At 67.9% G+C, this 20,920-nt stretch carries 18 protein-coding genes; 12 read left to right on the top strand and 6 right to left on the bottom strand.

Annotated elements, in window-relative coordinates; translation table 11 throughout:
• Positions 1-154: 154 nt before the first annotated feature.
• The 9 genes from flgA (at position 155) to LA521A_RS15325 (ending at position 13,113) form a co-directional block, all read left to right on the top strand.
• Positions 155-820: a flagellar basal body P-ring formation chaperone FlgA gene (gene flgA, locus LA521A_RS15365; RefSeq protein WP_281779730.1), complete on the top strand. Its 666-nt coding sequence runs from the start codon at positions 155-157 to the stop codon at positions 818-820.
• Positions 821-908: 88 nt separating this feature from the next.
• The gene (flgM, locus tag LA521A_RS15360; RefSeq protein ID WP_281779729.1) at positions 909-1,226 is read left to right on the top strand and encodes a flagellar biosynthesis anti-sigma factor FlgM; all 318 of its coding nucleotides are present in this window, start codon (positions 909-911) and stop codon (positions 1,224-1,226) included.
• Between the two features lie 10 nt (positions 1,227-1,236).
• Positions 1,237-1,575 (top strand): flagellar protein FlgN, encoded by a 339-nt coding sequence (locus LA521A_RS15355; protein WP_281779728.1) that lies wholly within the window; start codon positions 1,237-1,239, stop codon positions 1,573-1,575.
• A 217-nt stretch (positions 1,576-1,792) separates the two neighbouring features.
• Complete coding sequence (locus LA521A_RS15350; protein ID WP_281779727.1) at positions 1,793-2,992, top strand: ATP-binding protein; 1,200 nt, start codon at positions 1,793-1,795, stop codon at positions 2,990-2,992.
• Positions 2,993-3,678: 686 nt separating this feature from the next.
• Entirely contained in the window at positions 3,679-6,879 is a 3,201-nt protein-coding gene (locus tag LA521A_RS15345) for a TonB-dependent receptor (RefSeq protein ID WP_281779726.1), read from the top strand.
• Positions 6,880-7,087: 208 nt separating this feature from the next.
• Complete coding sequence (locus tag LA521A_RS15340; RefSeq protein ID WP_281779725.1) at positions 7,088-7,825, top strand: SapC family protein; 738 nt, start codon at positions 7,088-7,090, stop codon at positions 7,823-7,825.
• A gap of 23 nt (positions 7,826-7,848) precedes the next feature.
• The gene (locus tag LA521A_RS15335) at positions 7,849-8,880 is read left to right on the top strand and encodes a cupin-like domain-containing protein (RefSeq protein ID WP_281782115.1); all 1,032 of its coding nucleotides are present in this window, start codon (positions 7,849-7,851) and stop codon (positions 8,878-8,880) included.
• A 41-nt stretch (positions 8,881-8,921) separates the two neighbouring features.
• On the top strand, positions 8,922-10,448 hold the full coding sequence (locus LA521A_RS15330) for a tryptophan halogenase family protein (protein WP_281779724.1): 1,527 nt from the start codon (positions 8,922-8,924) through the stop codon (positions 10,446-10,448).
• A 73-nt stretch (positions 10,449-10,521) separates the two neighbouring features.
• Entirely contained in the window at positions 10,522-13,113 is a 2,592-nt protein-coding gene (locus LA521A_RS15325) for a glycoside hydrolase family 3 protein (protein ID WP_425494605.1), read from the top strand.
• Between the two features lie 83 nt (positions 13,114-13,196).
• Here LA521A_RS15325 and LA521A_RS15320 read toward each other — a convergent pair whose 3' ends face one another.
• Positions 13,197-13,928: a hypothetical protein gene (locus tag LA521A_RS15320; RefSeq protein ID WP_281779722.1), complete on the bottom strand. Its 732-nt coding sequence runs from the start codon at positions 13,926-13,928 to the stop codon at positions 13,197-13,199.
• 140 nt (positions 13,929-14,068) lie between these two features.
• Here LA521A_RS15320 and LA521A_RS15315 point away from each other — a divergent pair, with 140 nt between their 5' ends.
• Complete coding sequence (locus LA521A_RS15315; protein WP_281779721.1) at positions 14,069-14,956, top strand: MBL fold metallo-hydrolase; 888 nt, start codon at positions 14,069-14,071, stop codon at positions 14,954-14,956.
• Between the two features lie 3 nt (positions 14,957-14,959).
• Here the strand turns inward: LA521A_RS15315 and LA521A_RS15310 are convergent, their stop codons facing one another.
• From LA521A_RS15310 to LA521A_RS15290, 5 genes are all read right to left on the bottom strand, one after another.
• Positions 14,960-16,696 (bottom strand): EAL domain-containing protein, encoded by a 1,737-nt coding sequence (locus LA521A_RS15310; protein WP_281779720.1) that lies wholly within the window; start codon positions 16,694-16,696, stop codon positions 14,960-14,962.
• Between the two features lie 12 nt (positions 16,697-16,708).
• The gene (locus LA521A_RS15305; protein WP_281782114.1) at positions 16,709-18,124 is read right to left on the bottom strand and encodes a M28 family peptidase; all 1,416 of its coding nucleotides are present in this window, start codon (positions 18,122-18,124) and stop codon (positions 16,709-16,711) included.
• 327 nt (positions 18,125-18,451) lie between these two features.
• Entirely contained in the window at positions 18,452-18,859 is a 408-nt protein-coding gene (mscL, locus tag LA521A_RS15300) for a large-conductance mechanosensitive channel protein MscL (protein WP_281779719.1), read from the bottom strand.
• A 54-nt stretch (positions 18,860-18,913) separates the two neighbouring features.
• Positions 18,914-19,633, bottom strand: coding sequence for a fumarylacetoacetate hydrolase family protein (locus tag LA521A_RS15295; RefSeq protein WP_281779718.1), 720 nt, complete (start codon positions 19,631-19,633; stop codon positions 18,914-18,916).
• Positions 19,634-19,639: 6 nt separating this feature from the next.
• Entirely contained in the window at positions 19,640-19,957 is a 318-nt protein-coding gene (locus LA521A_RS15290; RefSeq protein ID WP_281779717.1) for a hypothetical protein, read from the bottom strand.
• A 60-nt stretch (positions 19,958-20,017) separates the two neighbouring features.
• On the opposite strand from LA521A_RS15290, the gene LA521A_RS15285 reads away from it, so the two are divergent.
• Both LA521A_RS15285 and LA521A_RS15280 read left to right on the top strand, forming a co-directional pair.
• Positions 20,018-20,410, top strand: coding sequence for a Rieske (2Fe-2S) protein (locus tag LA521A_RS15285; RefSeq protein WP_281779716.1), 393 nt, complete (start codon positions 20,018-20,020; stop codon positions 20,408-20,410).
• A gap of 61 nt (positions 20,411-20,471) precedes the next feature.
• On the top strand, positions 20,472-20,876 hold the full coding sequence (locus LA521A_RS15280) for an MAPEG family protein (protein ID WP_281779715.1): 405 nt from the start codon (positions 20,472-20,474) through the stop codon (positions 20,874-20,876).
• The last annotated feature ends 44 nt before the right edge of the window (positions 20,877-20,920 follow it).

The raw sequence follows: 20,920 nt of genomic DNA, 5'->3' as shown, positions 1-20,920 counted from the left end.
TCAACGTTCCCCTTCGTTGCCCCTCACCCCAACCCCTCTCCCGAGGGGAGAGGGGCTTAACCCCAAAGAGCAGCTGTTTACGCGCCCACTGAGGGCCCCAACGCCTTCCGGCACAAATCCTGCACGCCCCTTGCGGATCTCCCCGGAGCCGCACGTGCACGCCATTTCGAAAGCCCTGCTGACCGCCTTCGCGCTGTCGCCGTCGCTGGCGATGGCGGGCGCGTTCCAGTCCGTGGAGTCCATCCGCGACACCGCCATCGCCGCGATGGGTGCCATGGCCGCCAACGGGCAGGCCGAGGCCTCGGTCGACTCGCGCCTTCGCATGCCCGCGTGCGCGCAGCCGCTGGCGGCGACCGTGGCCGGACCGGCTTCAGTGGCGGTGCGCTGTGCCGATACCCCGGGGTGGCAGCTCTACGTGCCGGTGCGGGTGCGGCGCGAGGCCGATGTGGTGGTCCTCGCAAAGCCCCTCCGGGGCGACGAGCCGATCGGTCCGCAGCACCTCGCCGTGCAGCGGCGGGAACTCGGGGCCGGCGACGGCCCGGTCGTCAGCGATCCGGCCGCCGTCGTCGGCAAGCGCCTGCGTCGCGCCATGCCGGCTGGTGCGGTGCTCGGGGCGGACGATGTCGGCGGGGAGGACGCGCTCAAGCGCGGCGACCCGGTGACGCTCGTCTCGCGCGCCGGCGGCATGGAAGTGCGGATGGGCGGGCGTGCGATGGGTGCGGGCCGGGTGGGGTCGACCGTCTCGGTCGAGAACACCGCCTCGCGCCGTATCATCCGGGGCCGCGTGGTCGGGCCCGGGCTCGTCGAAGTCAATTTGTGACGGCCCTTACAAAGCTGTCAGGTTTTCCCCTCAAGTCCGGCCGTGGGCGGCCGTTATCCAGTTCGAACACGTTCTCAAGGAGTCAGCCATGACCCACAAGATCGACGGCGCCATGTCGCCCGCCCTGCGCCAGATCGAAGCGGCCGGCAGCACGTCCGTGCAGTCGCGCTCCGGTGCGGACCGCGGCCAGCCGGTCGGCGCCACCGCGCCCACCGACCAGATGCGCCTGACCGGCGATGCCACCCACCTGCAGGCGCTGGAGCGCGAGCTCGGCGCGGCCCCGGCCGGCATCGACGTGGCCAAGGTCAACGCGATCCGCTCCGCGCTCGCCGACGGCAGCTACAAGGTCGACCCGCAGGCGATCGCCGATCGCATGCTGTCGCTCGAGAACGCGCTGTCGAAGTGAGCCATCGCGGATGAACGCGCAGGCGCACCCCCTCGACGTGCTGGAAGACGCGCTCAATGCCGAGCGCCGCGCGCTGCTCGACCACGACGTCGAAGCGCTGCTGCTTTCCACGCAGGCGAAGCTCGAAGCGCTGCGCGCGGCCGAACGCGCCGGCGCGAGCGCGGACGACGCGCCGCGCGTGCTCGCACTGAGCGAGCTCAACCATGCCAACGGCGCCTTGCTGGCGCGCCGTCGCCGCGAAGTGAACTGGGCGCTGCGCCACCTCGGCCGCCTGGATGCCGACGCCCTCTACGACGCCAACGGCCAGGCCGGCGCGAAGCCGCATAGCCGGGTGAATGTGTCGGCGTGATTTTTCCCGCGAATCGGGAATCGGGAATCGGGAATCGCCCGCACCTCGGCAGATTCTCGAAGCGCAACGTTCTGACGATTCCCCATTCCCCATTCCCGATTCCCTGCGTGATTTCGCCCCGCATGCGCTAACGTGACCCGGCCACACGCAGCAGGCCCGGAGCGGGATGAGCGAACAACCCATTACACAGCCCGGCGATGCCCTCTGGAGCGAAGACATGCTCTGGGCCGTCGCCATGTCGGACCTCGCGGTCTTCCTGCTCGACGCGAACGGCGAGCTGCTGCACAGCAACGACGCCGGACGCGTGCTGGCGATGCGGCTGCATCCGGACGATCCGCATCCCGATCCGGCGATGCTGCTGTCCTACATCCCCGAACAGGGCTGGCAGATCGCACAGCGCGATGGCCGCTGGATCGGCGAGGTGCCGACGGCGTTGCCGGGGCTGGTGCTGGAGATCAAGGCGTTCGCGGGGCGCGATCGCGGACGCTGCCGGCGCTACACGGTGATGACCGACATCTCCGTGCGTTCGGCGCGCGAAGGCGAACTGCGCCGTCGCCACGACGAACTGCAATCGACCTACGACCGCCTCGCCAGCGCGCAGGAACAACTGCTGCAGTCGGAGAAGATGGCGTCCATCGGCCAGCTCGCCGCCGGCGTCGCGCACGAGATCAACAATCCCATCGGCTACGTTCATTCCAACCTGGGCACGTTGCAGGAATACGCCAGCGCGCTGCTCGCGCTCGTCGACGGTTACGCCAACGCGTTGCAGTCGTCCGATCCCGCCGCGAGCCGTCCGTTGATGAAGCAGCTGCGCGAACGGCTCGACGTCGACTTCATCGTCGGCGACCTGCCCAAGCTGCTGGAGGAATCGCGCGAAGGCATCGAGCGCGTGACCAAGATCGTGCAGGACCTCAAGGAGTTCTCGCACGTCGAGCGCGATGAGCCCATGCGCCCGTCGGACCTTCGAAAAGGCCTGGAATCCACGCTCAACATCGTGTGGAACGACCTCAAGTACAAGGCGAAGATCGACAAGCACTACCACGACGTGCCGCTGGTGGAGTGCTACCTGTCGGAGATCAACCAGGTCTTCATGAACCTGCTGATCAACGCGGGGCAGGCGATCGACGACCGAGGCCTGATCACGCTGGCGATGGGCGTGGAAGGCGACGAGGTGTGGGTGAGCGTCGCCGACGACGGCGTCGGCATTCCCGAGGACGCGCTGCAACGCATCTTCGATCCGTTCTACACGACCAAGCCGATCGGTCGCGGCACCGGGCTCGGTTTGGCCATCGCATATCGCATCGTCGCCAAGCACCACGGCCGCATCGAAGTGCACAGCCGCCCCGGCGAAGGCAGCACGTTCCGCGTGGTGCTGCCGATCTCGCAGCCGGTGTTGTCGCGGCCGCGCGCGAAGTAGCCGCGCGGCAGTCGTCAGCGCGCACGGGTCGCGCACTTGTAGCCCGGGTAAGCGAAGCGCACCCGGGATGGCCTCTCCAAGGTGGGCGCGTCCCCGGGTGCGCTGCGCTTACCCGGGCTACAACGGCGCAAGCACTGACGACGAACGGCATCGCGCTGCCGACACCGCCGCAACGGCCTGTTAACGAAACGCCCACACCGTTACACCGTGCGTCCGCGCTATTCAGCCGCGAGCCGAACCTCATGCCTTCCCTAAGGTTTCAAACGAAACCTGTGGAACCATCGAGCTGTTGCTGCACTGCACGATGACAAACTCGGCACAGTTTGCTTAGTTTTGGTTAAGGCTTCGTGGTAGCGCTATCACAGGGGGTGCGCTGCCCGACGCCGGATCGAGCACCACATAACGCGATTACTGCGACTGCACGGGTCACTGGAACCGCAAGGAAGTCGGCATCGGAAGTGCGGGAAACGGGCGATTGCAACGCCCGGATTTTGGAAGTGGCGGGAGCAACCCGCGGGTGCCCTGGGGAGGGGCGATTACATCCATCGATCGAAGTAGAGGGCAGACCACATGATCTGGTTCCGGTCCCACGCAGCAGGAGCGTCCAGCGCGCACGCGGCCACTATCGCGCCGCAACGCAAGGACGTGGTTTCGATGATCCAAACCTCCGTCCGGAGGGTCGCGCCATGAGCACGCGCTCCAGGACGTTCAAGCCGAAGTTCGGCAGCAGGACCTTCAAGCGCACGGCGATGTTCACCTTCGTCGGCGGCATGCTGGTGATCAATCCGGCGTTCGCGCAGGACGCCACGCAGGCGACGCAGGCGCAGGTCGCGCAATCGCAGCGCCCGGCGGGCGATGAAGCCACCACGCTCGATTCGGTGGTCGTCACCGGCCTTCGCAATTCGCTCAACCAGTCGATGGAGCTCAAGCGCGAAGCCGCTGGCGTCGTCGACGCGATCAGCTCCGAGGACATCGGCAAGTTCCCCGACACGAACCTCGCCGAGTCGCTCCAGCGCATCACCGGTATCTCGATCGAACGCCGCGACGGCGAAGGCGCGCAGATCACCGCGCGTGGCTTCGGCCCGCAGTTCAACATGGTCACCCTCAACGGTCGCCAGATTCCGGGCGCGGACGCGTTCGGCGCGCCGGGCCAGATCCCGATCGGCGGCGTCGACGGCGGCACGCGTGCGTTCAACTTCGCGCAGCTGGCCTCCGAAGCCATCGACACGCTGGTGGTCTACAAGACCGGCCAGGCGACGGTGCCCAGCGGCGGCATCGGCGCGACGATCGACATCCGCACCGATCGCCCGTTCAACCACCAGGGCGGCAACGTCGTCGCCAGCGCCGGCGCCAAGGCGGTGTACGACGAATCGCAGCCGTTCGACACCGACATCACGCCGGAAGTCTCGGGCATCTTCAGCTACGCCAATGCCGACAAGACGTGGGGCGTCGGGCTGTCGGCGAGCTACCAGAAGCGCCACGGCGGTTCGGTGCAGTCCACCGAGAACGCCTGGAACATGCAGCGCTGGACCGGCACGGATCCGGCACTGCGTCCTGATGCGGTCCTGGTGAACGCGCCGGCGATCGGCCAGCTGTACGGCATGCCCAACGACCTGCGTTATGCGTTCGCCGATTTCGAACGCGAGCGCATCAACGGCCAGGCCGTGCTGCAGTTCGCGCCGACCGACGCGCTGACCTTCACGCTGGACTACACGTACTCCAGCAACGAGATCACCGAGAACCGCGGCGAGCAGACGATCTGGCTGCAGCGCGCCAACAGCTTCAGCCACCTCACCTTCGATACCGACGAAGAAGTCGCCACGCCGATCTATCTTCGCGACATCGTCGGCACCAAGGACTTCGGCTACGAGCAGCAGCGCCAGGAGCAGGAATACAAGCTCGATTCGCTCGGCCTGAACGTGAAGTGGGACGTCACCGACCGCTTCCGCCTGGCGTTCGACGCGCACAACACGACGTCCAAGAGCCTGCCGAACGATCCGGTCACCGGCGGCGGTTCGACGTTCTTCTCCATCGCCGGCACCAACAACTGCACCGTGGGTCCGTACTGCGGCGGCAACTGGGCGCAGGAGCTGTACTTCAACAGCGGCCTGCCGATCGGCGCGCGCACGTGGTATCCGGACCCGACCTCGGCGGCAGCCGGCGTGGGCGGCACGCTCAATCCGGACTTCCCGGCCGAGCAGATCGGTTCGCAGGTGCTGCGCATCAACTACCAGCGCCAGGAAACCGAAGTGAAGCAGGGCCGCATCGACGGCGAGTACAACTTCGACGACGGCCGCTTCCTGTTCGGCGTGGATTCGTCCAACGTCACCATGAAGCGCATGCAGGCGACCGAAGCGTATTCGACGCTGGGCGACTGGGGCGTGGCCAACACCGGCAACGAACCGGGCCTGCAGCAGCTGCTGACGCCCATCAGCATCATCGGCATGTTCGAGGACTGGAACACCGCCGGCGCGGCACCGGGCGCATGGCGCGGCGACGCCACGGCCGGCGCGTTGTGGGCGGGCGATTTCTACGGCGCGACGACGCGCCGCAGCGACCAGCTCGCCGCCGACAACCGTGTCGAGGAAGACACCGACGCGGTCTACGCGCAGGTCGAAATGGACGGCACGCTGGGCGGCTTCCCGACGCACACGCGCCTGGGCGTGCGTTACGAGAAGACGTACGTCACCTCGACCTCGCAGGTCGCCATCCCCACCGCGATCCAGTGGCAGGCGAACAACGACTTCCGCATCCTGCGCGGCGAGGACCAGCAGCCCTTCAAGGAAACGCACAGCTACGACTACGTGCTGCCGAACCTGGATTTCAGCATCGACTTCACCGATGAGATCAAGGGTCGCGCATCCTTCGGCAAGACCATCGCACGCGCGCCGTACGGCAACCTGTATGCCGGCCCGACGCCGAACCAGCCCACCGGTTCGATCCTGGTCAACCCGTCCGCACGCGCCGACGGCGACGCGCAGAACCCGATGCTGGATCCGCTGGAGTCCGACAACCTCGACCTCGCGGTGGAGTGGTACTTCGCCGATGCGAGCTTCGTGTCGGTCACGTTCTGGAACAAGGACGTGAAGAACTTCATCGGCAATTCGGTGGTGCGCGAAACGCTGTACGACCTGCGCGACCCGACCTCCGGTCCCGATGCGCAGGCCGCGCTCGCCTTCCTCACCAGCCCGCAGTGCGCCACGCAGGCCGGTGCGGCCGGCGCGGATCTCGCGCAGGCGTGTTCGTCCAACGACACCGCGCTGTTCACCGCGCTGGCGATGTTGCGCAATCCCGAAACCGGCGGCCTGGCGGCGTACAACGGTACGTCCGCGCAGTCGCTGGCGATGGAGAACGCGTACGACCTAGTCGGCGAGGCGGACGATCCGCTGTACGAGTTCGACGTGCAGCGTCCGGTCAACCAGAACAACGCCAACCTCCACGGTTGGGAAATGGGTGGCCAGTACTTCTTCGGTGAGTCGGGCTTCGGCATCTTCGCCAACTACACGCTGGTGGATGGCGACGTCGCGTTCGACAACACCGTGATCGAACGCGACCAGTTCGCGCTGCTCGGCCTGAGCGACACGGCCAACGTGATGTTCATGTACGAGAAGTACGGCTGGTCGGCACGCCTGGCCTGGAACTGGCGCGACGAGTACCTCATCGCCGCGAACGAGAACGGCTCCAACCGCAACCCGTTCTATGTCGAGGAATACGAGCAGTGGGACCTGAGCGTCAACTACTCGTTCAACGACAACTGGCAGGTCGGCTTCGAGGCCATCAACCTCACCGGTGAGGACGTGCGCTGGCACGGGCGTTCCGACAAGCAGATGATCAAGCTGGTCGACCAGAGTCCGCGTTACATGCTGGGCGTTCGCTGGCGCTACTGAGCCACGCGCACGCGGGTGCGGAGCAGTGGGAAGCGGGAGGGAAGGCCCTCCAGCTTCGACAGACAAGGAGCGGGAAACGAACGGGCTCTCCCTCGGTCGTTTCCCGTTTCCTTCCAGATGAGAAGCGAGTAAAACAAGCAGGAAACGCGGGAGGCGCGAACGCTCGCCATCCACTCCCGCATCCCTCGCTTCCGTTCTTCCGGTTGCCATGGCCCGATACGAACTGCTCAACAACATCACGCACAAGGACCTGCGCGTCGCCACGCGTTTCGGTCGCGAGTTCGGCGACGACATCGGCATGGTGCTGGCGTTCCCGACCGAGTTCGCCGAGCTGCAGCGCGAATACCCGATCTTCTTCCGCAAGGACCGCGAGAGCGGGCAGTGGCAGGCCGTCGCGCTGCTCGGGTTCGACGCGAAGGAAAACCTCTTCCTGCAGGGCGAACGCTGGAACGCGGCGTACCTGCCCGGCGCGATCGCGAAGGGGCCGTTCCTGATCGGCTTCCAGGAACAGCACATCGAAGGCGAGCTGCGTCGCGAGCCGGTGGTGCACGTGGACATGGACCATCCGCGCATCCAGGCCGGCGACGGCGAAGCGGTGTTCCTGCCGCAGGGCGGCAACAGTGCCTACCTCGACCACATTTCCACGGTGCTGCGCGGCATCCGCGACGGCGTCGACGCCGGTCAGGCGATGTACGCCGCGTTCGACCAGTTCGAACTCATCCAGCCGGTGTCGCTGGAGATCACGCTCGACGAAGGCCACCGCGTGAGCCTGTCGGGCCTGTACAACATCGATCGCGACCGCCTGGCCGCACTCGATGCCGAGAAACTGCACGCGCTGCATCGCGCGGGTTACCTGGAAGGCGCGTACCTCGTGCTCGCCTCCGTGCACAACCTGCGCCGGCTGATGGCCGAAAAGCAGCGGCGACTGCGCGAGACCGCGCAGTGAACGCATTGGCCGGCGACGCGACGATGCACGCGCGCGCCGGCGCGACGCAGCCGATCCGCGAGCTGCACGACGTGCGCGCGCACGCGCTGCCGCTGGATGAACTGCTGGAACGCAACGAACCGGTCGTGCTGCGCGGCATCGCGCGCGACTGGGAGCTGGTGCGCGAAGGCGCGCGTTCGATGCAGGCGGCGATGGACTGCCTGCGTCGTCGCGACAACGGCCAGCCGGTGACGTATTCGTGGGGACCGCCGGAGATCCGCGGCCGCCCGTTCTACAACGACGAGTTCACGCAGCTCAATTTCGAAGTGCGCCGCGGCGCTCTGTCGCAGGCGCTGGACGAGATCGCCGCGCACGCCGGCGATGCGTCGCCGCCGATGGTCTACGTCGCCTCGCTGCTGATCGACTCGCGCATGCCGGGCCTGCGCGCGGCGAACGATCTGGGCCTGCCGGCGCAGGGCATCGACGCGCCGCCGAGCATCTGGATCGGCAACCGCGTCACCGCGTCGTGCCACTTCGATGCGATGAACAACCTCGCCGTGTGCGCGGTCGGCCGTCGCCGCTTCACGCTGTTTCCGCCGGAGCAGATCCACAACCTCTACCCGGGGCCGCTGGATCCCACGCCGGGCGGGCAGCAGGTGAGCGTGGTGGATTTCGATGCGCCGGATTTCGCGCGTTATCCGCGTTTCCGCGACGCACTCGATGCCGCGCGCAGTGCCGTGCTCGAGCCGGGCGATGCCATCTTCATGCCGAGCCTGTGGTGGCACCACGTGCAGGCGCTGGACGCGTTCAACGTGCTGGTGAACACCTGGTGGAGCAGCGTGCCCGCGCACGTACCCACGCCGATGCACGCGCTGTACCACGCGATCTGGACGCTGCGCGATCGCCCCGAACGCGAGAAGCAGGCCTGGCGCGAGGTGTTCGAGTACTACGTGTTCGGCGACGCCGAACGCGCGGGCGCGCATCTTCCGCCGCCGGCGCGCGGCGTGCTCGCGCCGGTGGACGAGCTGCTCGCGCGGCAACTGCGCGCGATGCTGATCGCCAAGCTCAACCGCTGATTCCACGTTCAATCGCCACGCGACACGAAGGGAGCGACGAGATGGAGAAGGGCAGGATCCGCAGGGTCGTGATCGCCGGCGGCGGTACCGCGGGATGGCTCGCCGCGGCGGCGCTGACGCACCAGTTCCGCGACCTGCTCGACGTGGTCCTGATCGAATCCGAGCAGATCGGCACCGTGGGCGTCGGCGAATCCACCGTGCCGCCGATCCGCAACTTCCACCGCTTCCTGCAGATCGACGAGCAGGAGTTCCTGCGCGAGGTCGCCGGCACGTTCAAGCTGGCGATCTCGTTCGAGAACTGGCGAAAGCAGGGCGAGCGCTACATCCACCCGTTCGGCATCACCGGGCAGGGCACGCTGGTCGCCGCATTCCATCATTTCTGGCTGGAAAGCCTGGAGCGCGGCATCGATTCCAAACTTGGCGATTACTGCCTGGAAACGCAGGCGGCGCTCAAGGACCGTTTCGCGCTGCCGGCCAGCCCGCAGGTGAACTACGCCTACCACCTCGATGCCGGGCTGTATGCGCGTTTCCTGCGCAAGCGTTCGGAAGGCTTCGGCCTCAGACGCATCGAAGGCAAGATCCGCGAGGTGCGCCAGAACGGCGAATCGGGTTACGTCGAAGCGCTGGTGCTGGAAGACGACCAGGTGATCGAAGGCGATCTGTTCATCGATTGCACGGGCTTTCGCGGGCTGCTGATCGAACAGACGCTCAAGTCCGGTTACGAGGACTGGCACCAGTGGCTGCCGTGCGACCGCGCGGTGGCGGTGCAGACCGAATCCACCGGCGGCCCGGTGCCGTACACGCGCGCGATCGCGCACGAAGCCGGCTGGCGCTGGCACATCCCGCTGCAGCATCGCGTCGGCACGGGCTGGGTGTATTCCAGCCGCCACATGTCCGACGACGAGGCCACCGCGCGCCTGCTCAAAGACGCTGCGGCGACGCCGATCCGCGATCCGTGGCGCGTGCCGTTCCGCAGCGGCCGCCGGTTGAAGGCGTGGAACAAGAACGTGGTGTCGCTCGGCCTTGCGAGCGGTTTCATCGAGCCGCTGGAATCCACCAGCCTGCACCTGTCGATGACCTCGATCATCCGGCTGGTGGAGAGCTTCCCGTTCGACGGCATCCCCGACTCGCTGGTGGAGATCTACAACGACACCGGCCGTCGCGAGATGGAACACGTGCGCGATTTCATCATCCTGCACTACCACGCCAACCAGCGCGACGAGGCGATGTGGAAGCAGTGCCGCGAGATGGAGATTCCCGATTCGCTGTCGATCCGCCTTCGCGCATGGCGCGACCGCGCGCACGCGTGGCAGGGCGCGAACGAGCTGTTCCGCGTGGATTCGTGGACGCACGTGATGCTCGGGCAGGGGTTGCAGCCGCAGCAGCACCATCCGCTCGCGCGCGCGCTGCCGGACGACCAGATGCGCCGCTTCTTCGAACAGATCCGCAAGCCGATCGATGAGGCGGTGGCGAAGTTCCCGACGCAGCAGGAATTCATCGAGCGCTATTGCAAGGCCGCGCCCGAAGTATGGGGCGGCCGGCCGCGCAAGCAGGCGGAGCAGGCGTGAAGCCGGCAACGCGTAACGACTGACGGGCAACGAGGAACGACGCAGGCGCAAGCCGCCTCGTCTCGCGTTCCTCCTGCCCGTTCCTACAACCAACAGGAGCGTAGCGGTGAAAGCACGGAATCTGACGCGTATCGGAACGACCGTCCTCGTGGCGGCGCTCGCACTGGCGGCATGCAAGAACGACGACGCGCCGCAGCCGGCCGCGCAGCCGCAGGCCGGCGCATCGCCGTGGCCGGAGGTGAAGTGGCCGCTGCCGGAAGATCCCGCGCTGGAAAAACGCGTCAACGACCTGCTGGCGACGATGACGGTCGAGGAGAAGGTCGGCCAGATCGTGCAGGGCGACATCAGCAGCCTCACGCCCGAGGACGTGCGCACCTACCACCTCGGCTCCGTGCTCGCCGGCGGCAATTCCGATCCGGGCGGTCGCTACAACGCGTCGCCGGCCGAATGGCTCGCGCTGGCCGACGCGTTCTACGAGGCCTCCATCGACACCTCCAAGGGCGGCAAGGGCATCCCGGTGATCTTCGGCATCGACGCCGTGCACGGGCAGAGCAACGTGCTGGGCGCCACCGTGTTCCCGCACAACATCGGCCTGGGCGCCACGCGCAATCCCGAGCTGTTGCGCCGCATCGGCGAGATCACCGCGCTGGAAACGCGCGCCACCGGCATGGAATGGGCGTTCGCGCCGACCGTCGCGGTGCCGCAGGACGATCGCTGGGGCCGCTCGTACGAAGGCTATTCCGAATCGCCCGAAGTCGTCGGCAGCTTCGCCGGCGCGATGGTCGAAGGCCTGCAGGGCAAGGTCGGTTCGAAGGAGTTCCTCGACGGCCGCCACGTCATCTCGTCGGTGAAGCATTTCCTCGGCGACGGCGGCACCACCAACGGCGAGGACCAGGGCGACACGAAGCTGAGCGAAGCCGACCTCGTACGCATCCACGCGGCCGGCTATCCGCCGGCGATCGCCGCCGGCGCGCAGTCGGTGATGGCCTCGTTCAACAGCGTCAACGGCGTGAAGATGCACGGCAACAAGGCCTTCCTCACCGACGCGCTGAAGGGCCGCATGGGCTTCGGCGGTTTCGTCGTCGGCGACTGGAACGGCCACGGCCAGGTCGACGGCTGCACCAACAGCGATTGCCCGGCGACGATCAACGCCGGCCTCGACATGGCGATGGCGCCCGACAGCTGGAAGGGTTTCTACGACACCGCGCTCGCCGCGGCGAAGGCCGGCACGATCCCGAAGGAACGGCTCGACGACGCGGTGCGCCGCATCCTGCGCGTGAAGTTCCGCCTCGGTCTGTTCGAAGCGGGCAAGCCGTCGCAGCGCGCGGTGGGCGGCAAGTTCGAACTGCTCGGCGCACCGGAACATCGCGCCGTCGCGCGACAGGCCGTGCGCGAATCGCTGGTGCTGCTGAAGAACCAGGCCGGCGTGCTGCCGCTGGATCCGCGCAAGCGCATCCTCGTCGCCGGCAACGGCGCCAACGAGATGACCACGCAGGTCGGCGGCTGGACCTTCAGCTGGCAGGGTACCGGTTCCAAGCGCGCCGACTTCCCGAACGCCGACACGATCTTCGAAGGCATCGCGCAACAGGCGAAGGCCGCCGGCGGCGAGGCCACGTTGTCGGTGGACGGCACGTTCACGCGCAAGCCCGACGTCGCGGTCGTCGTGTTCGGCGAGGATCCGTACGCGGAATTCCAGGGCGACATCCCGAACCTGATGTACCGGCCCGGCGACGATTCGGATCTGGAACTCATCAAGCGCCTGAAGGCCGCCGGCGTGCCGGTCGTGTCGGTGTTCCTCAGCGGCCGCCCGCTGTGGGTGAACCGTGAGATCAACGCGAGCGATGCGTTCGTCGCCGCGTGGCTGCCAGGTTCGGAAGGCGCGGGCGTCGCCGACGTGCTGCTGCGCAAGGCCGACGGCAGCGTGCAGAACGACTTCAAGGGCAAGCTCAGTTTCAGCTGGCCGCGCAACGCGATGCAGGTCGCCAACAACGTCGGCCAGAAGGATTACAACCCGCAGTTCGCGTTCGGCTTCGGCCTGACGTATGCCGACGACGGCAACCTCGCCGCGTTGCCGGAGGAATCCGGCGTGAAGCCGGGCCAGACCGAAGCCGGCACGTTCTACGCGCGCGGCACGCTCGCCGACGGGCTGCGGCTGCGCCTGGGCAATGCGGCAGGCCAGAGTGCCGACGTCGCCACGCTCCCGGCGACGCTGCCCGATGGAAGCCTCACCGTCACCGCGGTCGACCACGAAGCGCAGGAAGACGCACGACGCCTCGCATGGTCGGGCGCGCAGCCGGCGACGGCCACGCTCGCGACCGACAAGCCGACGACGCTGATGCGCGAAACCAACGGCGAGGTGATGATCGTCCTCACCACGCGCGTGGAGGAAGCGCCGACGGGCGACGTCTCGGTCGGCGTGACCTGCGGCAGCGGTTGCAAGGCGGCGACGCTTCCCGCGCGCGATGCCCTGGCGAAGCTGCCGAAGGGGCAGTGGACGACGTTCGGCATTCCGCTGAAGTGCCTCGCCGTCGCAGGCGCGGACATGCGCAAGCTCGATGCCGTGCTCGTGCTGCAAAGCGCCGGCAAGTTGCAGCTGTCGGTGTCGCGCGTCGCACTGGGCGCGTCGAACGAAGCCGAGCACGTGCTGCCCTGCAAGGTGATGTAGGGCGTCTCGCGCCTGAGTGAAGCCGGAGCGCTTACGGCGCTCCCGGCTTCCGCCACTGCGCGAGATCATTCGCGCTGGCGCATTCATTCGCGCGCAATTTCACCGCTACGCAACACGGCAGCGCTCTCGACCATTGCGCGACACGCGATGGTGGCCGCGGTTGCGTCCGCATGTGTTTCCCGCCGCTTGCAGATTCTTCCGCACGTCAGGCGAAGCGCGTTCTTCACCGGCGTTGGACTTTCGATGTGCCATCGCGACTGCCTTCGCACGATGCGTCGACTGAATGCGTAGCGGACGCGGCCGGCGCGTACACGCATGTAGGCATGACGCGATGGCACGGCGCTTGCGACGTCTCCCTTTGTCAGGCAATCCGCCTGCACATCGGAGAAGCAGTAATGGGTAGCAACAACCAGCGTGAGCAGAACCAGGGCGGTGGCATGCAGGGCCAGGGCCAGGGCGGCGGCCAGCAGGGTGGTGGCGGCCAGCAGGGCGGTGGTCAGCAGGGCGGCGGCGGCCAGCAGGGTGGCGGTGGTCAGCAGGGCGGCGGCGGCCAGCAGGGTGGTGGCGGCCAGCAGGGCGGCGGCGGCGGCCAGCAGGGCGGCGGTGGCGGCCAGCAGGGCGGCGGCGGCCAGGGCGGCGGCATGGGTGGCGGCCAGAACCGCGAAGAGCGCGGCGGCAGCCAGCGTCGCTAAACCTGCGACGGCGTAAACGCGCAACAGCGCCCGGAGTGGATCCGGGCGCTTTGCGCATCCCGGCGCGGCCATCGTGTGCGCGCCGATCTCCGACGTCGAATCGCACGCCGGAACCTCCGACACCGACTTCTACGTGACGCCGTACGCGATGGGCGGCGAGATCGACGAAGCGCGTCGATCACCAGCACCGCCGCGTCGTCGACCGGGCCGTGCGCCATGCCGGCGCGTCGAAAACGCCGGCGTCCTGGCGCAGGGAGAACGCGATGCGCATCCACCATCTCAACTGCATTTCGACCTGCCCGCTCGGCGGGGGCCTCATGGACGGCCGCACGCACGGCATCCTCGAGCGCGGCCAGCTCGCGTGCCATTGCGTGCTGGTGGAAACGCCGCGCGGGCTCGTGCTGATCGACACCGGCCTCGGCCTGCGTGACGTCGCCCATCCGCGCGCACGTCTGAGCGCTTTCTTCCTCGCGCTGCTGGCGCCCGACCTGCGCGAGCAGATGACGGCGGTGAGGCAGATCACGCGCATGGGGTTCGACGCACGCGACGTGCGCGACATCGTGCTGACGCACCTGGATTTCGATCACGCCGGCGGGCTCGACGATTTCCCGCAGGCGCGCGTGCACCTGCTGGCGACCGAGCGCGGCTATGCGATGAAGCAGAAAACATGGCTGGATCGCCAGCGCTTCCCTCCGCAGCAGTGGTCGACGCAGGGAAACTGGATCGTGTACGCGTCGGGCGTGGGCGAGGACTGGCTCGGTTTCGACGCGGTGCGCGACCTGCACGGCCTGCCGCCCGAAATCCTCATGGTGCCGCTGCCCGGGCACACGTACGGGCACACCGGCGTGGCGATCGACGGCGACGACGGCTGGAAACTGCTCGCCGGCGATGCGTACTTCTGCCACCACGAAATGGAACCGCAGCCCACGTGCACGCCAGGCCTTCGCTTCTATCAATGGATGATGGAGAAGGACCGCAAGGCGCGGCTCGCCAACCAGGCGCGGCTGCGCGAGCTGTGTGCGCGCGATGGTGCGCACGTGCGCATCTTCTGTTCGCACGATCCGGTGGAGTTCGAAGTCGCCTCGGGCCGTCGCATCGACGAACCCGCCGTGTCGGTGGCGCCCATGCAGCGCGCCCAGGTCGCGTACTAGGCGTCAGTACACCGACTCGCCGGCGGCGCGGCGTTCGTGCGCGCGGAACGCATCGAGGATGTGTTCGCGCAGCTCCTCGTCGTTCCACGGCTTGGTGAGGAAACGGTAGATCGCGCCGCGGTTGATCGCCTCGGTGATCGTCGCAAGGTCGGTGTAGCCCGACAGCACCATGCGGATCGTGTCGGGGTACAGATCGCGCACGCGCGTGAGGAACTCGGTGCCGCTCATGTCGGCCATGCGCTGGTCGGACAGGATCACCTGCGCGGTGTTGCTCGCCAGCAGGTCGAAGGCCTCGCGCACGCTCGACGCGGTGAGGATGTGGTAGCCGTCGCGACGGAACAGGCGCACCAGCGAGCGCAGCACGTTTTCCTCGTCGTCGAGCAGCAGCAGCGTGCGCTCGGGGCGCGTCGCCGCGAACGCGCCCGGCAGCAGGAAGCGCTTGCGCACCACTTCGCCGAGCTGGTCGGCCGGTGCCGACGGACTGAACAGGTAGCCTTGGAAGAAATCGCAATGGTTGCGGCGCAGGAAGCCCAGTTCGGCCTCGCTTTCCACGCCCTTGGCGATCACCTTCATGCCCAGCTGATGGCCCATCGCGATGATGCCGCGCACGATCGCGGCGCTGCGCGGATCGCTGGCGACGTTGCGGATGAAACTGCGGTCGATCTTGATGCGATCCAGCGGGTACTGGCCGAGCGCCGCGAAGGACAGCCCGCCGAGGCCGAAGTCCTGCACGGTCAGCGTCGCGCCCATCGCGCGCAGGCCGGCGAGCGTGTCGTGCACGCGGTGGCTGTCGGTGACCAGCACGCTTTCGGGAATCTCGAATTCCAGCGCATTGCCCGGCAGGCCGTAGCGATGCAGCAGCGCGCCGATGCGATCCAGGCAATCGCGCTGCACCAGCAGCGGGCCGGACAGGTGCACCGACATCGACAGGTAATCCAGGCCTTCGGCGCGCCATTGCGCGAGCTGCGCGATCGCCGATTCCACGACCCACGCGCCCAGCCGCGCGGCGAGGCCGACGCGGTTGATCGGCTCGAGGAACTGGCTCGGTCGCAGCAGGCCACGATCGGTCTGCCAGCGCAGCAGCGCGGCGAAGCCGGTGACGCCGCCGTCGTGCGCGGCGACCTGCGGCTGGTAGTACAGGCGGAACTCGCCGCGATCGAGCGCTTCGATGAAGCGCTGCGCGAAGCCGTCGTTGGGCGCGCCGCGATCCTCGGCGGCGGCCGAATACAGGCCCACGTTGTTCAGGCCGTCCTGCTTCACGCGACGCAGCGCTTCCTCGGCCTTCGACAGCAGCGTCGCGGCGTTGGGCGCGTGGTCGGGGAACACGGCGATGCCGATGGAGAGCGTCACCGGCAGCGTGTACGGCGGGAGCGACAGCGGCGTCTCGAACGCGTCGCGCAGGCGTTCGGCGAGGCCGGCGCCGTCCAGCTCGCCTTCGCGATACCCGATGCCCACGACGAACTCGTCGCTGGTCAGGCGCCAGATCCAGCCGTCGCGCGGGACCGCGCGGCGCAGGCGCTGCGCGATGGCGGCCAATGCCTGGTCGCCGGTCGCCGTGCCCATGTTGGTGTTGATCGAGCGGAACATGTCCACGTCGATGTGCAGCAGCGCGATGCGTCGTCGCGTCGCGCCTGCCACCGCGATGGCCGTCGCCAGGCTGGGGCCGTTCGCGCCTAGACGATGCAGCCCCGTGATGGGATCGACCGCGGTGTCAACCTTTTCGTCGTACCGCTGCGCCATTGCCTTCTTTGGTTACTTCGCTGCTGCCTGGGGGGTGGCGGGCTTGCTGCCGAAGTCGCCGTCCGCGGACGCCGCCAGGTAGGCGAACACCGCATAGGCCGCGACGTTCTGCGCCAGCGCCTGCGGATCGATCTTATCGAACGTGTCGTCCGGGGTGTGGTGAAGATCGAAGTAATCCGTGCCGTCCTGCGCCAGTCGCGCCCAGGCCATGCCCTTCTCGGACGACGGCCCGATGTCCGGGCCCGGACCGCCCTGGCCCGGCGTGTACTGGATCCCCAGCGGCGCCAGCGCCTGGGCGATCTGCGCCTCGGCGGCCTTCGCGTAGTCGGGTGCGGAGGTCGAGAACGCGTAGATGCGGCCCGCGCCGAAATCGCTCTCGGCGCCGATCTGGTGCTTGAGGACGTCCTTCATGTGTTCGGCCGCGTACGCCTTGCCGCCGTGCAGGCCCTGTTCCTCGTTGGCGAAGGCGACCACGCGGATGGTGCGGGCCGGGTGCTGCTTGAGATCGCCGATGAGCTTGCCGGCGGCCATCGTCAGGCCGACGCCGGCGCCATCGTCGATCGCGCCGGTGCCGAGGTCCCACGAATCCAGGTGGCCGCCGATCACGACGACCTCGTCGGGCTTCTTCGAACCGCGGATCTCGCCGATGACATTCTGCGAGGTGTAGGTGCCGTCCCAGCCGCAATCCAGCGCCAGCTTCACCGTCACCGGCTTGCCGCGCGCGATGAGGCGGGCGAGCTGGTCGGCGTCCGGCACGGCGAGGGCGGCGGAGGGGATCGGCGTCAGGCCATCGTCGAAGCGCGTGATGCCGGTGTGCGGGTTGCGATGCGAATCGGTACCGGCCGAGCGCATCAGGTAGCCGATCGCGCCGGCGCGGATCGCCGCCGACGGGCCCTTGCTGCGCACGCGCGAACCCGGGCCGTAGCCGGCGCCGTCGCGCGCGCGTTCCATCTTGTAATCGATGAAGGCGATCTTGCCGGCGAGCGAACCGGCCGGCGCGGCTTCCAGCGCCGCGAGGTCGGCAAAGCGCACGACCTGCGCTTCCACCGTGCCCGCCGGGCTACCGCCGAGCGCGGTCAGGTGCAGCGGCTGCGCGTTGGCGCCGACGACATGCGCCGACTCGCTGCGGCGTTCCCACTTCGGGAAGGTGACCGGTTCGGTCCAGACCTTGTCGAAGCCCAGTTCCTTGAACTTCGCGACGGCCCACGCGACCGCGCGCGCGTCGGCTTCGCTGCCGGCCAGGCGCGGGCCGACTTCGGTGGTCAGCGATTCGGTGATGCGATAGCCCAGGTCGCTCTTCAGCGCGGTGTCGCGCAGCTGCGTGGCGGTGGCGATGGCCTTGTCGGGGATGCGCGTTTCGCGCTCGGCCGCGACGGCATCCAGTGCGGCGGTGGCGAACAGACAGGTGGCGACGGCCACCGACAGCATTGCGCGCATCGAACAACTCCCCCGGGAAGATGGTGTCGAAAGGACGAAAGCGCGAGCGTAGCAACTCGCGGCCGGAAGGCAGGGTGTCGTCAGTCACGCGACGGCGCGGCGCGCTTTGCGGTGTGTGGCAGGACGTGCGCCGGAAACCCGGGCACCGTCATTCCCGCGAAGGCGGGAATCCATCTTCCAGTCGCGTCACCTTCGGGCGCGCGTGATGTGCCGGGCCGTTGGATCCCCGCCTTCGCGGGGGATCACGAAGAGGAAGGTGACTGCGAAAGGTGATTTCCGGCGGCGAGCCGGAAGACGCAGAGGACCGCGCGAACGCGATCAGCCCTTGCTCTTCAACTCGTCGCGAATCTCGCGAAGGAGCAGCACTTCTTCCGACACTGCCGCGGCGGCCTGCGGCGCGCGGATGCGGTTGTAGGCCTTCAGGATCAGGAAGATCACCAGCGCGATCAGCAGGAAGTCGATGATCGTCTGCACGAACATGCCGTAGCGGATCGCCAGTTCGGCCGCGACTTCCTTGCCGGCCGAGTCCAGCTGCGCCGGCTTGATCACGTACTTCCAGTCGCTGACGCTCACGCCCTTGGTGAACGCGCCGATCGTCGGCATGACGATGCCGTCCACCAGCGCCGTGACGATCTTGCCGAAGGCCGCACCGATCACGACACCGACGGCGAGATCGACGACGTTGCCGCGCGAAACAAATTCCTTGAACTCGGTGATCAGGCCCATGGCGTCGTGGTCTCCAGCGTTGACATCAGTGGCGGTGCGCGCCGCGGTTTCGGACTATACCGTCCGCCCGGTGACGATCGTCCCGGAATGCTCGGCGATGCCTTCGAGCACCGCGTGGAAGCGATCGCCCGGTTGCAGCGGGCCGACGCCGGCGGGCGTGCCCATGAAGATGAGGTCGCCGGCGCGCAGCGCGTAAAGCTTGGACAACTCGTGCAGGATCTCCGGCACCGTCCAGATCAGGTCGGCGAGCGAGCCGCGCTGTTTCGTTTCGCCGTTGATCGACAGGCCCAGCGTGCGTTCGCCCAACTCGCCCACGGCGCTGGCGGGAACGATCGCGCTGATCGGCGCGGCATGGTCGAACGCCTTGCCGGTATCCCACGGCAGGCCCTTCGCCTTCGCGGCGCCCTGCAGGTCGCGGCGCGTGAGGTCCAGGCCGACGGCGTAACCGTAGACGAGGGCCATCGCGTCGGCGGGATCGAGCACGCCCTCGGGCGCGTCCTTGCCCAGCGCCACGACGAGTTCGACTTCGTGGTGCAGGTCGTTCGTGCCGGGCGGGTAGGGCACATCGGACTGCAACGCGATCGCATCGGCCGGCTTGAGGAAGAACACCGGCGTGCCGCGATCGGCGGGCGAGGCCGGAACGGCGGCACCCATCTCGCGTGCGTGGTCGGCGAAGTTGCGGCCGACGCAGTAGATGCGGTGTACGGGAAAGGTCTGGTCCGTGCCACGGACCGGGACGCGCGGTTGCGGCAGCGCCGCGATCACGTCGCTCATGCGGGATTAGACGCTGGTCTGGGAGCGGGGACGTTCGATCGTCGGCTGGCCGACGACGGTGAACTCGCCTTCGACGATGCGGGCGTCGCGCTGCGCACGGGCCAGGCGCTTGCCGCGGGTCTTCCACAGCTTGTAGAGCATGCCGGCGGCGATCATCGCCGCACCCAGTGCCACCGAGAACGCCACCAGCACCGCGAGCACGCCCAGGCCGACCACGCCGAGCGCGAAACGCAGCAGGCGATGACGCGGCTTGCGCGGCTCGAAGGCCGAACGCACGCGCGAATGGAAGTGGGAGGTACCGAAGCGGAAGGTCTGGGCAAACATCGGATTGCGTCGTGACACAATGCGGCAACAAGCGCCGGGGAGGCGAGTATCGGGCCAGCCATGAGCGAGGGTGTGAGAACTTCGTTAAGCAATTCGCACGAACACGACCGTTCGGCGGAGCCGCTCGTAACGCTGGAACGCTTGCCCGACGGGGCTTTCGCCGAGGTCGAAGTGGTCCTCGACGGCGATGCGGAAAGCCTGATTGTGTATCGTGACGGCGATCACGTCCGGGCCTGGCTCAACATCTGCCCGCACGCCGGCCGGCGCCTCGACTGGGCGCCCGGGCAGTTCCTCAAGAGCAAGGACGGCCACCTCGTCTGTGCAGCGCACGGCGCGAGTTTCGAACTCGTCGGTGGCGAGTGCGTCGGCGGACCGTGCCGCGGGGAGTCGTTGCGGGCGGTGGACGTCGTCGCACGCGACGGCGCGGTGTGGCTCGGCGAAACCGCTGCTTGATGCGCGACGTGCCGGTCACGTCGCGCCCTGAAGCCGGATTGAGCAACCGCAGGGAACTTCGATGACGCATCCCCTGATCGTCCCGATGGCCGCGCATGTCGCGTGGGCCGCCTTCCTCTATGTGGTGTTGACCGCTGCGCGCGCACCGGCGGTGTGGGGCGTCGGCCGTCGGGCCGATGGAAGCAATCCGTGGTCCAAACTCGAACCGCGTATCAGCGCGAACCTGTCGAACCAGTTCGAATGGCCGCTGTTCTTCCACGTCGCCTGCGTGCTGTTGATCATCACGCGCGACATCGGGCCCGTGCCGCAGGGGCTGGCCTGGCTCTTCGTCGTCGGCCGCGTGTTGCACAGCGCCGTGCAGATTCCGATCGCGAACGTGCGCCTGCGCGGCGTGGTGTTCACGGTGAACTTCCTCGCCGTGCTCGCCTTGTGGGCGGTGGTGGTAGCGAGGGCGTTGGGCGTTTGAGTCGCGCGGCGTTTGTAGCCCGGGTAAGCGCAGCGCACCCGCGG

This window comes from Lysobacter auxotrophicus (assembly GCF_027924565.1).
Taxonomy (GTDB): Bacteria; Pseudomonadota; Gammaproteobacteria; order Xanthomonadales; family Xanthomonadaceae; genus Lysobacter_J; species Lysobacter_J auxotrophicus.
This window is presented reverse-complemented; position numbering and strand designations above follow the sequence as displayed.